Consider the following 15,340-nt stretch of genomic DNA (forward strand, 5'->3'; position numbering starts at 1 on the left):
GTTTGATTCATTACACGTTCGGATCGGCAAAGGTGCGTATAGCCATGGCGAGAACACAGTGTGAAGAGACAACAAATGACTTACAAGAGATTTTTAATCTCTTCAGCATCCACATTGCGAAACATTGTATCACAATGTTCTTTCGTTTTCTTTGAAATTTTATTTACTCGTTTGTCCCAATCGGTTGCCAAATTTTTGGGGTCAAAGCTCTCGTACGTAGCAATCCTGAGACGCCACCAAGGATGGCTGTCCTTCACTCCTGTACATTGCTCGTATATATAGTCGCGACACTTTTTATTTGGAACAATGATGTCGCAGTGAAGGAGGTCTTCTTCATCGTAATTCAACCCTATGTATACCTTGCTGTAGCTTTTTGTATTTTGAAGCATCTCATCTTCGAGCCAGCAGGTCGGACTCACTGTCAGCCAGTTGTTTCCAGAATGTGCGTAGTAATCGTTGGAATACAATTCATTGATCTTGGAACTTACCTCTTTTAGAAAAGCCGTCGGCGTCGGGGCATGCTGCATTATCAAATCAATCTCTTTCTGAAATTTTGCATAGACACTTCGGCATATCTGTTTCAAATTATCTTCCATAGGGCATAATTCCTTTATCCAGCGTACCAGGTGATCTAAAAGAAAGTGATTATCGTTATTGACCTGTGACAAGACTTTGGCATTACCAAATATTTTTTTTAACACCTCAAAGGACATCGGGGTAAAGTTGTCGCTTTGTGCAGGATGTCCGTCGGGCGTTAAAAAGCACCTTAATACAATGCCGTGATTACGTTCAACTCTACTCTGTAAGAATTCATTGTACCTATTGGTCTGTTCAAGGCCTTCGCTGGAATACAGTTTCAGTTCAACCAGACAGTAAAGTTTTTCAGGTAGGTCAATTACCACATCTGCTCTGCCGAATTCACCGAGCGAAACTTCTCGACGGACCAAGCAACGCTCAAGCGGAAGTGAATCAATATGTAGCTTACAGTGCTCCGAGTCAGCACATTTCTCTCTCTTTAAAACGACAAGTTCATGAAGGAAATTCCTCAATAGCTTAGGACCTAATCCGTGGGACTCTGATGGATCGAGAAAATACCTGATTGATCTTGCAAGGGTGCGTTCATCCTTGTCTCTGCATATTGCAGAAAAGAGGTGAAAGCCACGGTTCTTTATGTGTTTAGTGATCTTTCGAAAATCATCATCCTCATAGAACAACTCTGCTATTCTTTCTATCTGAGCAATTTTTCCCATTTTTTTCCGGCCCCTTGATGCGCGTGTGTTTAGAAATTAAAATCAGAGCTTGCCAAACTATGCCATCTGGCTATTGTTTTAAGGTGGCGATTCTTTATTCAGGTAATGTAATGAATTTGAGCATTCTTGGAAAACGTGTTTGCGAAGCTGCCGAACCTCCGCGCGGTTTTTAACTTAGCTGGAACCGAAACGCAAATAAATCCGCGTCCTTTAGGGTGAAGCGTAACCGCACCGGCTGACCTGCCAGCAGACGCATATCTCCCCTGCTCTCCCAACGGACTGTACCGTCGATGGCATCACCGAATATCTCAGGGCACTCGTCCAGTGTGAAGCCCGGCTGCGGATGCCCTTCCGTATCCTGGATTTCAACGCGCACAAATCCCACCGCTGATGTCGAAAAGTTCAATCTCAGACTGTCGCCTGTGAAAATTAACGGACGGGTGACGAACTCGCCGCCAGTGTAGCCTGCCCGGACCGACACGAACCCGTCGGTCCGGAGCGAGAATCGGCGAATATGGACAGTTGGTAGGCGCCAGTTTTCCATACCGTACAGCGAGAGTTCATCGGGCGATGTTTGCAGAATGCCCCGCTCCATGAACATCCCGCGCTCATGCCAGTTGCCCTCATCGAGCCCGGGACGGACAAAAGCCTCCATGAAGCGGTCAAAGTGGCGTCCATCGCGGCTGGACATAAACACGATGTCATTTACGCCTGAACCGTATTTCCAGCCCGGAATTGGCTCGCGTTCTGGCACGAAGCGTGACGGAAACATCAGATACACTCCCGGCGCCCGTTCATAAGGTACGCAGGCATTGGTATAGAGATGTTCAAAGGGCGTCTCGCCGGTGTCGATGAGTTCAAGCGGTGTCCAATGGCGAAAGTCTTTGGAGGTCGTGCGGCGAATCCAGCGCACCCCGTTTATGAAGTTGCCCTTACCCGCCACGCCGCGCGTGTACGCGACATATTCCTCCCGTTCCACGTCCCAAAAGGCGATATTGTGTGAATCAAAGGGTTGATCGGTCAGGATTGGCGCATCCTGCATTAGTCGCCAGCGGAGACCGTCAGGCGAGACCAACGCGAGTACATCGCCAGTGCGTACAATGGCTTTGTACCGTTCTTCGTCCAACGCGTCGGGGTTACCGTCGAGAAACGGCGACATGTTATTACCCGGTCCCGTCCAGACGAGGTTATTCTCTTTCGAATCTTGAAACGCAATCAGTCCGAGTCGTGGCTTCTCCCAGTGAATGCCGTCGGTGCTTTCAGCGTAGGCGATGAGCGGTTGACGCGTATCATGAATCGGCATCTCCTGGTCGCAGCGATACCACGCGCGGAACCGGTCGCCCTCGCGGAATGTTACCATATAGGAAACACCGCCCCGTTCCCACGGGTGTTCAGGGGAAATTACAACCTCACGACGCACAGGTTCATGCAAGCGCTGCGTGACACCCCGCGTTTCGGCAATCCAGAAATTGTCCACGAATAATTGGCGGTCTGTGCCGATGTGGATAGGTGAACTGTTGTTATCTTGTCGTTCCATTTTGGACTCTTTCGTCAACAAAAAATTAAAAAAGTGAGAGCTGAACGGGGTCTTGTTCTGTGTCGGGTTGTGGGGTGGATTGTCTGGCAGGTCTGTCATCGGGGTAGCACACGGCTTTGAAGGGGCAGGTGGTACACAGGTGGGTATTTGTCGTCATTGGGAAGGTGTCTTGTGAAGCGGTATTTTGTTCGGGGTCGTCGAGGAGGGCGCGCATTTTCTGGACGCTTTCGGTGACGAATATACGGGTCTGGTCGAGGTCATCGGGAGAGAGGTGTAGGGTGCGCTCGGTGTTGGTTTGCAGGTAGATGTCCTGGAGTTGCAGGTCGGATAATGCGACGCCCCACTGCGAGGTGGCATAGAGGGCGTACACAGCGAGTTGGTGGCGGTCGGCCTGGCGTTCGCGCCCGGTTTTCCAGTCGAAGATATAGACCGATTTGTCGCGGCGAATCGCCACGTCGAGCACGACCCAGATTTTGGTATTGGCAAGGGTAAAATCTGTGAGGTCTTCAATGGTGAGATAGTCTTCGGGGCGGGCAGATTGCAGGGTGGCGTAGGCTTTGGAGGCGAAAAAAGCGTTGAGACTCGTCGAGATGTGATTGGCCGACTTGTTCTGATCGGTTTCTGTAAAGGGTTCGTTGTAATAGTGTTCAAACAAATTGGTGTATCGAGAGGCTGAATAGCGCCAGAGATGTTCCGCGGATTCTTGCAGGTGTTGGCGGAATAAATTTTGCGCGTAGGTCTCGACGGCAAAGGGGAGAATATCGCGTCCCAGTTTCAGTGCGTTGAGCGCGTTGCTGATGGCGTCGTGAACCACGGTACCGACGAGTTGCGGTACTGTGGTTATTTTTTTCAGGCGATAGAGCAACTGGGTCTGCGCGTCTGCGTCTTTGTCCCAGCCTCCCCAGCTTCCGTAGTAGTTGAAATAGTATTGTCGTTTGCACGAATCAAACATGCGATGGCGCGAAGGCGACCAGGAAAATTCGTTTTGGAAATTGGACATGAAAAAGCAACCACAGATGAACACAGATAAACACGGATGAAAGGGGGCGGACAGAAGGTACCTTTGCCGCTAATTATGCAGATTCAATACAATGAGTTTAAGACATCGAAATACGTCGGAAATGTTTTGTTGACGCAGTCGGGGTCGTTAATGACAATGCCGGGGATTTTTAGTCCGATCAGCGATAGACTCATCGCCATGCGGTGATCGTCGTACGTGTCGAGTGCCGCGGGTTGGATGTGGTCTGCGGGATAGACCGTGAGGCCGTCGGCGCGGGTGTCAACGCGCACGCCGAGCTTGTTCAGTTCGGTTTTGAGTGCGGCGATGCGGTCGGTTTCGTGGATGCGGAGGACGGCTACGTTGTGTACGCTGATTGGAGCAGAGGCAAACGGGGCCAGGGCGCACAGGGTTGGCACGATGTCGGGCGTGGCGTTCATGTCGATGTCGAGGCCCGACAGACGCCCTGTTCCGCGCACTTCAATGCCTTCAGAGTCTTTGCGCACATCACAGCCCATTTTGGACAGAATATCGACAAAGCCGATGTCGCCCTGAATGGATTGCGCTGTTAAATTGGGTACGCGCACGCGACCGAGGGTGAGTGCGGCTGCGGCAAAAAAATAGGAGGCGTTGGATGCATCGGGTTCGATCAGGTAGGTGCGGGAATGATAGCGCTGACCTGCGCGCACTGTGAAAAAGCGGTAATTATTATTGGTGACTTCAATGCCGAAGTCGCGCATGACGGCAATGGTGAGGTCGATATACGGTTTGGATACGAGGTCGCCTTTGACGTGGATTTCGACATCACTTTGGGCGTAGGAAGCCACCTGGAGCAGAGCCGTGAAATACTGGCTGCTTTTGCTGCCGTTCATGGTGGTGCGGCCGCCTTTGAGGCCAGAGGCGACGATGAGCGCGGGGGGGCATAGCCCGTCCTTGCCTTCACAACGCGCGGTTACACCGAGGGGGGTGAGGCCGTCGAGAAGATCCTGGATGGGGCGCTCGCGCATCCGTTCGACGCCATCTATGGTATAGGTTCCAGCACCCAGGCCGAGATATGCCGCGAGAAAGCGCGCCGAGGTGCCCGAGTTGCCAATGTGAAGTTCTGCCTGATCAGCGGGGATGCGCCCGCCTGTGCCATAGACGCGAAATGCAGCCTCTGTTTCGTTTTCTTCCACGCGAATGCCCAGATCGCGCAGGGCATTTACCATATACTGCGTATCATCGCTCATGAGTGCGTTGTTGAGGTGGCTGATGCCATCGGCAAGTGCGGCAATCAGCAGAACGCGGTTGGTGATGCTTTTAGAACCCGGAATCGCGACATTTGCATCGACTGGGGCTGTCATGGGTTGAATTTCAAGAGTTTTCATAGGTCTAAAAATAAATGAAAAATTAAAAATGCACAATGCACAATAGTTTTTCTGTGGGCGTTTTTTCGATGTCCTGTTTTAATGGCGTTACACCCTGCCATTCTGTCGCTTGATTTTTTCCGGTACCGGTTTTAGATTAGAGAGCAGATTGTAATATTCTCTCCTGATTCTTTTCCCTCTCTCCGATTTCTTTGTTTGTCCGAGATGCCCTCCCCCAACATCTCCATTTACGGGAGCGTGTTGATGAAATCCTCTGACTTTGTCCATTTGCACAGCCACACCATGTACAGCCTGCTCGATGGTGCGTCGAGAATAGAAGATATTGCCCAGGTAGCCGCCGAATGGGGCATGCCTGCGGTTGCGATGACCGATCACGGCAATCTTTTTGGTGCCATTGATTTTTATCGCGCAATGAAAGATGTGGGCGTCAATCCGATTATCGGGTGCGAAGTGTATTGCGCGCTCGGAAGTCGATTTGACAAAAAATCTATGCCGGGTCTTCAGGGCAGTTCAAATCATCTTGTTTTACTGGTCAAAAATTATACGGGCTATAAAAATCTGATCAAGCTGGTGTCCGCGGGATATCTCGAGGGCTATTATTATAATCCGCGCATAGACAAAGACTTGCTGCGCCAGCATTCGGAAGGGCTGATTTGCCTGTCGGCGTGCGTCGGGGGCGAGATACCCTATTTGATCGAACGCGAGGGATATAAGACGGCGCAAAAGGCCGTGGAGACGTATCTCGATATTTTCGGCGATGATTATTATCTGGAGATTCAGCGACACGGCATTGACAAAGAAAAAAAGATCAATCCCGGATTGGTCAAGCTGCACGAGGAGATGGGCGTGCCCTTGGTGGCGACCAATGATTCGCATTTTACGCGCGCTGAAGACCACGAAGCGCATGCGGCTCTGGTCGCTATTCAGACGGGTAAGACATTGGACGATCCCAAGCGCATGTGTTATCCCGAAGGCGTGTATTTTAAGTCGGCAGAGGAGATGTACGAGCTGTTTAAGGATATGCCACACGTTCTGGAACCCACGCTTGAGATTGCCGAAAAATGCAATCTGGAGATTTCATTTGATGAGTCTCACGCGCCCGATTTCCCTTTGCCAGAGAAGTATGATTCGGCCAGTGATTATCTGAAAGATCTGGCGCACAAGGGCATGGAAACGCGTTGTAAGCAGGTGACCGCTGAGCATGAGGAGCGCCTGAAGTTTGAGTTGGGTGTGATCGATCAGACGGGATATCCGGGCTATTTTTTGATTTTGCACGATCTGGTGCAATTTTCCAATGCCTCTGGCATCCGCGCAGGCGCGCGTGGGTCTGCGGTGAGCAGTCTGGTGGCTTATGCACTGGGTATTACGGCTGTGGATCCCATCGAATACGGGCTGGTGTTTGAGCGGTTTTTGAATCCCGAGCGGATTTCGCCGCCCGATATTGATTACGATATTGCCGACCGCGACCGCGAGCAGATCATTGATTACGTGGTGGAAAAATACGGGCGCGACAATGTGTGTCAGGTGATTACGTTTGGCACCATGGGTGCAAAGGGCGTGATTCGCGATGTGGGGCGGGTGTTGGACCAGCCATTTGCCGAAGTCGATAGAATTTCAAAACTGGTGCCCGGAGAATTGAAGGTGACGCTCAATAAAGCACTCGATCAGGTGTCCGAGTTGCGTCAGATTGCGGAAGATGGGGGCACGGGGCAAAAGATGATCGGTATTGGAAAGCAACTCGAAGGTCTGGCGCGCCATGCGTCGATTCACGCGGCTGCGGTGGTGATTACGCCCGAGCCTGTGACCGAGTTTATGCCCGTTTACAAAGCGCCCAAAGGCGGCGAGGTGATGACGCAGTACAATATGCACCATGTGGAAGACCTGGGCTTTTTGAAGATGGATTTTTTGGGGCTTCGCAATCTGACGGTGATTGACGATGCCGTGAAGATGGTGAAGGAAAATTACGGCGTGGATGTGGATGTGGATAACTTGCCTCTGGACGATGAGAAGACCTATCGCCTGTTTGGCCGGGGGGATACGACCGGGGTGTTTCAGTTTGAAAGCGCGGGGATGAGGGGCTATTTGCAACAACTGAAGCCGGATACGATTGACGATATTATTGCGATGAACGCGCTTTATCGCCCGGGACCGATGCAGTACATTCCCAATTACGTTGACCGCAAGCACGGGCGGGAAGAAGTGACGTATGACGATGAGAAGATGCGCCCGGCTCTGGAAGAGACGTACGGCATTATTACCTACCAGGAACAGGTGCAGCGCCTGTGCCGCGACCTGGCCGGATTTACACTTGCCAAAGCCGATGGCATCCGCAAAGCCATGGGGAAGAAGTTGGCCGATGTAATGGAAAAGTATCGGCTCGAATTTTTAGAAGGTGCCATGACCAATGACGTTGAGAAAACGGTTGCACAACAAATATGGCGAGATATTGAGGTTTTCTCGGGCTATGGGTTCAATAAGGCGCATAGTGCGGGCTATTCGATGGTGGCTTACCAGTGCGCGTATCTCAAGGCGCATTATCCGGCTGAATTTATGGCGGCGAACCTCAACAGTGAAATTGGCAATATCGAGCGTCTGGTCGTTTTGATTGAAGAATGCCGGCGGATGGATCTGGATGTATTGCCCCCGGATGTGAATGAAGGGCAGGTCGATTTTGTGGCGACCAAAAATGAGATTCGAATGGGTATGGCTGCCATTCGCAATGTGGGGCGCAGTGCGGTTCAAGCGATTGTTGCAGCGCGTGAAGCAGATGGCCCTTTTGAGTCGCTATTTGATTTTTGTGACCGCGTGGATTCTCAGGCTGTGAACAGGCGGTGTATCGAAAGTCTGATTAAAGCCGGTGCTTATGATTGCGTGCCGGGGCATCGCGCGCAGTTGCTCGAAGCCTTAGACCGCGCACTGGAGATGGCGCAATCTGTACAGATGGATCGCGCGCGCGGGCAAATCTCCATGTTTGAAATGGTCGAGATGCAAACGCAGGTGGTGAACGACCAATCGCTGCCCGAGGTTGAGGAATGGACTGAGCGCGAACGCCTCGCTTATGAAAAAGATATGCTGGGCTTTTATCTTTCGGGGCATCCGCTGGAACGCTACAGAACCGATTTGGCGGAAATGGGTATGAGATCGGTAAGTGATCTGACGGGATTGCCCGATGGTGCTGAGGTCCAGATTGGAGGCGTGTTGACCGAGGTAAAACCGCATACGACACGCGATGGCCGGCCCATGGCTTTTGGTGTGCTGGAAGATTTGAGCGGCACGGTTGATCTCGTGGTGTTTTCCGATAATTTTGAAAAATTGCGCGAGCAACTGCTGGTCGATGAAATGGTGGTTTTACAAGGTCGATTTTCCGCACGCAATGGGCGGTCTTCGGTGCAGGTTGAAAATGCGATGCCTATCGAGCAAGCGCGCGAGCAACTGGCCGATACCGTCAATGTGATGTTGCCGGGTGATTTGATTCGAATGGAGCCACTCAAATCACTGCATACCCTGTGTCTGAGACATCCGGGCAATTGTCAGTTGCGATTACATCTGGAATTGGAGCGCGACCATTCAACCGTCGTCCTGTCTCGCCAGGTTCAGGTGTTGCCTTCCGATGCCCTGTTGCGAGAAATTGTCGAACTCACGGACGGCAGGGCTAATGCCTGGGTATCAACTGAGGTGGGACGAGCCCGACGTGCGGCGAGACGCCAATCCGATGAAATGGTCTTCGAGGGGGGGCTTGTAACGGCGTGATGAGAGACGAGAAAAATGAATAAAAATAAAAGGCGAGAGGCCGGATGACCTCTCGCCTTTTGCGTTTTACATCTTTAATAATCCTCATACCTGTTGGCATAAATGTTGAGCAACAGACCAATGAGGATCATGTTTGTGATGAGGGTGGAACCTCCGTAGCTCAGGAAAGGCAAAGGTAGGCCCGTGACGGGCATGATGCCGACGGTCATGCCGATGTTGACAAAAATGTGGAAGAAGAGAATGGTCGCCAGACCGATAGCGGTCAAGCTGGAGAAGCGGTTTTTGGTCTGTACGGCAATGGACAAGGCGCGCCATAAGATGAACACAAATAATGCCAGAACAAAAAAGGCACCGAGAAATCCAAATTCTTCGCATATAACGGAAAAAATAAAATCGGTGTGTTGTTCGGGTAAAAAGGCGAGTTTGGTTTGTGTGCCTTCTAAAAAGCCCTTGCCCTTGAGACCACCAGACCCAATGGCGATTTTGGACTGAATGACCTGATAACCCGCGCCGAGTTTGTCTATATTGGGGTCGAGAAAGGTGAGGATACGGCGTTTTTGGTAGTCGTGGAGTTTGTTTTCCCATACATAAGGTGCGGCGATAGCAACCGCGAGATTGACCAATAGCAAGATGCCTGCGGTGGACAAACGGGTGCGTTCATGGAAAAGGATCCCAATGAGCAGGATTACCACCGCAACCAGCATCCATGGGTGAAAAGCACATATCAGGGTGAGGGCAGGAGAAATCAAAAAAAATAGATGAAGGGGTTTGGCACCGGCCCAAAAGAACATGGGCAGGATGAGAATGCTAAAAACCAGAGCGGTGCCCAGATCGGGTTGCTTAAAAACGAGTAAGATGGGTACGAGAACGAACAACAGAGGAGGGATAAAGGCACGTACGCGGGTCAGGTCGCGGTTGCGATAGGTCAAAAAGCGCGCGAGTACCAGGACGGTCGTTATCTTGGCTAATTCAGAAGGCTGTATGTGAATGGGACCAACGTTGAGCCAACGCCGGTCCCCCAATTCGAGCACGAGTATCAAAAGTGTAACTGTCAGGCCATAAAGGACATAGGCAAAGGCGTAAAAAAGTTTAAGGGGAATGGCCATGGTGATGATCATGGCAATAAACCCGAGTAAGGCCCAGAGGATTTGCTTTTCATAAATATTGCCGGCCAGGCCCAAATCCCAATTGTAGCTGGCACTGTATATGGTGGTAATGCCCACACCAATGCCCAGGCATATTGCTGAGAGGAGACCGATGTCGAGGTCGCGTCGAACAAATAGAGAAAGACTCACAACTACCTCGAAAAAAGAGAGGTTACTGGTTATTGACCACAATCATTTCGTCGGTGGGTTTTGGCACCGTGTGTTCGAAATAGGCTTCGAGCGTTTTTTGTGCAATAGGCCCGGCAATTCTACCCCCCGAACCGCCGTTTTCAACAATTACAGCAATGGCAATGCGCGGGTTTTCTGCCGGTGCATAAGCGACAAACCAGGCGTGGTCTTCACCATGGGGATTTTGTGCGGTGCCCGTTTTTCCCGCAACGACAATATTGGGTAAACGGGCAGAAAACCCGGTGCCGCCAGGGCTGTTGACCACGTCTTCCATCATGCTTTGCACTGTTTTAATTACCTCTTTCGAGAGGGGTAGAGATGTGGTTCCTCCCTGTGCGCCTTTGATCACATGCGGAGTAGGTAACTGACCGGTTGCCAGCGCGCTCGTATAGCGCACCACCTGAAGGGGTGTTGCCAGAAGTTCCCCTTGCCCAATGGTCAGGTTGAGCATATAGCCACCAGCCCAGAAGCCGTGCCTTTGCTTGTAATAGGCGCGGTTGGGCAGCAGACCGCGTGCTTCACCATCGCCTTCCGAAGCGATGTCGATATTTGTCAATTCGCCAAATCCGAACATAGCGGCATACCGATGCCAGTTGTCAATGCCCACTTTGAGGCCGAGTTGGTAAAAGAATACATCACACGATTTTACGAGTGCTTGTCGCATGTTGATAGGCCCACAACCTTTTTTGTTGTGACATCTAAACCGGCGATCGCCCAAAACCATGCCTCCTGTGCATGGTCTCAAGCGATATTCATCGGCTTTGATTATGCCCAGGTCCAAAGCGGCTATTGATGTGATCATTTTAAAGACCGAAGCGGGTGGATATTCGCCTTTAAGGCTGCGGTTGAGCAAGGGTTTTGATGGGTCTGTTTGTAAGTGCTGCCAGGCTTTGGGGGCCCGGATAGATTGTGGATGAAAACCAGGTTTGCTGACCATGGCAATGATTTCGCCAGATTGTGGGTGCATGGCAATCAGGCTGCCGCGCATGCTATCTGCAAAGGCGTGCTCAGCGGCATGCTGCACGCGCCAGTCGAGCGTGAGCCACAAATCTTCACCGGAAATGGGAGGATCTGTTTTTTCGGGGAAACTGCCCACTTCGCGTCCTTTTGCATTCACTTCGATGTATTTGACGCCTTTATGGCCTCGCATTCGGTCTTCAAATATGCGCTCAATACCTCGTTTTCCAATCTGGTCGTCGTAGCCATATCCCCGCGTTTTCATGTGGGTATATTGAGATGCGTTGATAAGCCCGACATAGCCCAAAATATGGGGTGCTAAGACCAGGGGGTTACTGGTGTTGTGCTGGGCGTGCGAAAACCCGGTGGAAAGCACCGCGGGTGTGTCAAAGATGGGATAGCCCCTGCGGGGTTCGATTTGGATTTCTACACCTGGAAAGTCATAGCGGTTTTCTTCGATGATGGAAATGGTTTCAAAATCCACATCGAGTTTGAGTTTGACCGGGTCGTAAAAATGCCGATTATGCGATTGCAATTTTTCTGTTATTGTTTTGCAGGGCAGATCTACAATTTGCCCAAGGCGTTCGAGAAGCCCATTACATTTATCTTCTTCAATATTTGCCAAAAAGCGAGGGGGAATGACTGAGATGTTATAAGCTGGTCTGTTATCGACCAAAATGATACCATTGCGGTCGCGGATCAGGCCGCGATTGGCCTGGATGATGACGGGCTGCATGGTATTCTTTTCAGATTGGATGCGATACTGTTCCCATTCGGCAATCTGCAATATATAGAGGCGAATGCCCAATATGCCAAAGAGAAACGCGATTACACCGAAAAGAATGCGTGCGCGATGTGCTCGAATGCCGTTATGTGTGAAGTCATTCTGCATGGGATTCAATATTGAGAAGTGAGAAATGAGTGAGGACAGACGACAATGCCATACCCAATACAGCTGTGTAAAGGCCTGTACCCAATCCGATGCTCAAAATTTTGAACGGTTGCAAAGCAACGAGAAAAAAAATTATATCGTGTAAGAGTGTTGCCAAAAATAAAATGGCGGCCTGTGCCCGCAGGGCTTCTGCGGCAACGCTCACACGGCTATAACCTGCAAAAAAACCAATCAGGCTGTTGCCGAGAGCATTGACACCCAAACGCGTGCCGGGGTCGTATATGTCGATGAGCAATCCCGATATAAAACCCAGTACCGTCGCTTCAATTTGCCCTCGGGTAAAGGCAATAAAAACCAGTATGATGATGACGATGTCCGGCGCAATGCCGTAAATGGCGAGGCTATCGATCCAGGATGCCTGGATAAGCAGTGCCAAAAGAATGAGCAAAATATTGCGGGTGATAATCATTGGTAAAACAGTCAGCTTTCACCCATTGGAGCGGATTAAAAACGGATAGCTGGCAGTTTTTAATCCGCAATTTCTCTAACGCGAATGCGCGTGCCGGGCCGCAAGCGCGATGGACTTCGAATGTCATTCCAGGATTGCAAAGCTGCCACACTGGTATCAAAGGCGCGCGCTATGCCCCACAAGGTATCGCCCGTGCGTACTGTATAAAAGATAGTAGATTCCGATGTTCCATCTTTGGGCACCCATAATGTGAGACGATCTCCCGGATGAATGGGATGATTGGTATTCAGATTATTCCACGCGCGCAGGTGCGAGACCGTGATGCCTTTTCGTCTGGCAATGCCCCATAGAGTATCACCTGTGCGCACCGTGACATTGATCTGGCGATAGTGTTTGGGGTCGGGCTTGTGGCTGATATTTTTTGTTTGTAGTACCGGGCGTGTCTGTGTTGTAGCAGACACGCGTTTGGCGTGGGGATACATTGGAATGCTGAGTTTCTGACCGATTTGCAGGCGGCGAGGGTTGGTGATGCCATTGGCTGCCTGCAGGTCGGCTGACGACACCCCCACACGGGATGCGATGCCCGATATGGTGTCGCCGCGTTTGACCACATAGTCAATGAGTTGGATCTTTTTGTGTTCTGGTATTTGCGCGTAATTGGCTCTAAATTTCGCGCCTGTGCCTTTTGGAACGCGCAAAGTATAGGCGTTTCGCCGCATGGCAGGCGGTGTATATGGACGACGCAGTTCGGGGTTGAGGTGCCTCAGCCAGGTATAGGTAGTGCCCGCACATTCCGCTGCCAAACGCAGGTTTACTGGTTCTGTTAAAACGACTTTGTCATAAGACATGGGAGGTTGATAGACAACATCTTTAAAGCCAAAAAAAGTGGGGTCTTTGGCGATGATGACCATAGCCATAAATTTGGGTACATGATTGCGGGTTTCTCTGGGTAATGCGTCGATTTCCCAAAAGTCGCGGGTTCTGGATCTTGCAATGGCGCGATCCATCCGACCCTGTCCACAGTTGTAGGCCGCGACAACGAGGCGCCAATCTCCAAAGTAGGTGTATAGATGATTGAGATGTCGCGCAGCAGCGTGTGTAGATTTTTCGGGGTTCATGCGATCGTCGATATAGGTGTTGCGCCGCAGGCCATAGAGCAAGCCAGTGCGGTACATAAATTGCCACATGCCCAGGGCGTATGCACGCGAGAGTGCACGGGGATTAAATCCGCTTTCGATCATGGCTTTGTACGCGAGGTCCAAAGGCAGGCCCTGTTCGCGGAAAACAGTTTGGATCATGGGCAGATAGGCGGTGGAGCGAGACAGACTGCGTTCAAAGAAGTCGCGCTTTTCCGTAAGGAAATATTGGATGTAAGCCATGACTTCGGGGGTCAGGTCAATAGGTACATCGGCTTGCCCTGCCAGCACTCTTATTTTTAGTTCTCGATAGTGCGGATGATGCAACAAGTCGGCAACTACAGATTCGGGAAGGGTATTGAGCAGGGTTGCCAGTGGCGCATGCGGTGGTATGGGCGCACGGGACGAAATCGCGTAATAGCGTTCGAGTGTAAAACGCATTGTCGCGGTCCATTTGGCGGCTGTATTCGGTTCAGAAACAAAACGATGGCGCAACATGTGCGCTGCCGTATCGAGCAAAGCTCTTACGCGAAGAGAGTGGGTTTCGACTGCGGCATTTTGAAGCAGTTCATAGAGACGATCGCCCTTGGGTTCAATATCTTCTATATTTTCTATAGCTATAGAAGGCTTTATTGGTATAATTGGTTCTACAACTTCTGCTGGTTCTGTAACTTCTGGTAAAGTTACGGGGGCAGGTGCGGGTGTGAGGGGAGTGCGTGCGGTAGTAGCGCAACCCGCCAAAACTATAACCGCAATGAGACAAAGGTTATACCGCATGGCAGCCTTCGCGTTATTGAGAAGATTTTGTCTGTACAATAAATGCTGTTTCATAGCCTTTTTTTGTTACCTCCTCGAGTAATATTTTTGCATCGTTGCGCGTCTGAAAATTGCCGACGCGCACCTTAAAATAAGGGGGTTCAAAATCGATAAAAACATCGTCGCGCGCCAGTTGAACACGCGCTTGCATTTGTGCATTTTCCGCTGAGCCTCGCGTCGATGACGAAAAAATTTGAACTCGAAATCCCGATGTGGCACCGCTTTCAGGTAGCACATTGGCAATTTGTGTGCGAACCACATAAGCATCGGGAAAGCCCAGTGCTCTGATGGCGTCGCGTAGTGTTTTGGCCGATTCGGGCGTGCGGCTGTTGCCCGCTTGAATTTTGTAGAGTTGGATGTCTTCGTCGAGATGCATATATGTCAGGACCTGAGCCTCACGCTGAATTTGTTCGCGCAAAGCTTCTGCCCGGTTGTGATCGCGAAGGGCTGCAACTTGAACGCGGAAGCCCTCAATTTGTGATACTTCCGCAGGGGATATTGCTTCGGCGCGTACAGGTGTTTGCAACACCGGGTCGTCGTCCATGAGCGTCTGCGGGTCAAATTCTTCTCGCGCCGCCAACGAATCGGCTGCCGATGAATCAGCCATCGGTGAATCAGCCGGGGGGACGATTTGGGTCTGCGGTGCGACACAGCCGATCAGGAACACGACAAATAAGACAAATAACAAGATTTTTTTTCTCATCATTTTGTCTCCACGAGCAGTGGTCAGGTTCATTTTTTATCTTCACCCGTGCCATCTACCTCTGTTCATTGCCCAGACGCGATTTCACCTCACACTTTAAGAATACATGCAAAATTTGTCAACGACTTATAT

10 protein-coding genes are annotated in these 15,340 nt (G+C 50.8%); 1 reads left to right on the forward strand and 9 read right to left on the reverse strand.

The window, feature by feature from the left end; genetic code table 11:
* Positions 1-80 precede the first annotated feature (80 nt).
* The 4 genes from F4Y39_00615 to aroA all read right to left on the reverse strand — a co-directional run bounded on the left by F4Y39_00615 (position 81) and on the right by aroA (position 5,151).
* Positions 81-1,250, reverse strand: a complete 1,170-nt coding sequence (locus F4Y39_00615; GenBank protein ID MYC12206.1) for a hypothetical protein — start codon at positions 1,248-1,250, stop codon at positions 81-83.
* Between the two features lie 169 nt (positions 1,251-1,419).
* The gene (locus F4Y39_00620; GenBank protein ID MYC12207.1) at positions 1,420-2,787 is read right to left on the reverse strand and encodes a hypothetical protein; all 1,368 of its coding nucleotides are present in this window, start codon (positions 2,785-2,787) and stop codon (positions 1,420-1,422) included.
* A gap of 25 nt (positions 2,788-2,812) precedes the next feature.
* Positions 2,813-3,787 (reverse strand): PD-(D/E)XK nuclease family protein, encoded by a 975-nt coding sequence (locus tag F4Y39_00625; GenBank protein ID MYC12208.1) that lies wholly within the window; start codon positions 3,785-3,787, stop codon positions 2,813-2,815.
* Positions 3,788-3,870: 83 nt separating this feature from the next.
* Complete coding sequence (aroA, locus tag F4Y39_00630) at positions 3,871-5,151, reverse strand: 3-phosphoshikimate 1-carboxyvinyltransferase (protein MYC12209.1); 1,281 nt, start codon at positions 5,149-5,151, stop codon at positions 3,871-3,873.
* Between the two features lie 195 nt (positions 5,152-5,346).
* Between aroA and F4Y39_00635 the strand changes: the two genes are divergently transcribed.
* Positions 5,347-8,901, forward strand: coding sequence for a DNA polymerase III subunit alpha (locus F4Y39_00635; protein ID MYC12210.1), 3,555 nt, complete (start codon positions 5,347-5,349; stop codon positions 8,899-8,901).
* Between the two features lie 74 nt (positions 8,902-8,975).
* Here F4Y39_00635 and rodA read toward each other — a convergent pair whose 3' ends face one another.
* The 5 genes from rodA to F4Y39_00660 are packed head-to-tail and all read right to left on the reverse strand — an operon-like array spanning position 8,976 to position 15,241.
* Positions 8,976-10,238, reverse strand: a complete 1,263-nt coding sequence (gene rodA / locus F4Y39_00640; protein ID MYC12211.1) for a rod shape-determining protein RodA — start codon at positions 10,236-10,238, stop codon at positions 8,976-8,978.
* Positions 10,219-12,084 carry a penicillin-binding protein 2 gene (locus F4Y39_00645; GenBank protein MYC12212.1) on the reverse strand — a complete coding sequence of 622 codons (1,866 nt, stop codon included), beginning with the start codon at positions 12,082-12,084 and terminating at the stop codon, positions 10,219-10,221. Before F4Y39_00645 ends, rodA begins: the two co-directional genes overlap by 20 nt.
* Positions 12,074-12,553, reverse strand: coding sequence for a rod shape-determining protein MreD (gene mreD / locus F4Y39_00650; protein MYC12213.1), 480 nt, complete (start codon positions 12,551-12,553; stop codon positions 12,074-12,076). The genes F4Y39_00645 and mreD overlap by 11 nt, the downstream gene beginning before the upstream one ends.
* Before the next feature lie 59 nt (positions 12,554-12,612).
* Positions 12,613-14,520 (reverse strand): LysM peptidoglycan-binding domain-containing protein, encoded by a 1,908-nt coding sequence (locus tag F4Y39_00655; protein ID MYC12214.1) that lies wholly within the window; start codon positions 14,518-14,520, stop codon positions 12,613-12,615.
* Positions 14,480-15,241 carry an SPOR domain-containing protein gene (locus F4Y39_00660; protein ID MYC12215.1) on the reverse strand — a complete coding sequence of 254 codons (762 nt, stop codon included), beginning with the start codon at positions 15,239-15,241 and terminating at the stop codon, positions 14,480-14,482. Before F4Y39_00660 ends, F4Y39_00655 begins: the two co-directional genes overlap by 41 nt.
* Between the last annotated feature and the right edge of the window lie 99 nt (positions 15,242-15,340).

Source organism: Gemmatimonadota bacterium, assembly GCA_009838845.1.
Classification (GTDB): Bacteria; Latescibacterota; UBA2968; order UBA2968; family UBA2968; genus VXRD01.

Bases quoted from the DNA above. Each gene is read 5' to 3' on its own strand.
- F4Y39_00615 (MYC12206.1), bottom strand. From the start codon at position 1,250: ATGGGAAAAATTGCTCAGATAGAAAGAATAGCAGAGTTGTTCTATGAG.
- F4Y39_00620 (MYC12207.1), bottom strand. From the start codon at position 2,787: ATGGAACGACAAGATAACAACAGTTCACCTATCCACATCGGCACAGAC.
- F4Y39_00625 (MYC12208.1), bottom strand. From the start codon at position 3,787: ATGTCCAATTTCCAAAACGAATTTTCCTGGTCGCCTTCGCGCCATCGC.
- aroA (MYC12209.1), bottom strand. From the start codon at position 5,151: ATGAAAACTCTTGAAATTCAACCCATGACAGCCCCAGTCGATGCAAAT.
- F4Y39_00645 (MYC12212.1), bottom strand. From the start codon at position 12,084: ATGCAGAATGACTTCACACATAACGGCATTCGAGCACATCGCGCACGC.
- mreD (MYC12213.1), bottom strand. From the start codon at position 12,553: ATGATTATCACCCGCAATATTTTGCTCATTCTTTTGGCACTGCTTATC.
- F4Y39_00655 (MYC12214.1), bottom strand. From the start codon at position 14,520: ATGAAACAGCATTTATTGTACAGACAAAATCTTCTCAATAACGCGAAG.
- F4Y39_00660 (MYC12215.1), bottom strand. From the start codon at position 15,241: ATGAACCTGACCACTGCTCGTGGAGACAAAATGATGAGAAAAAAAATC.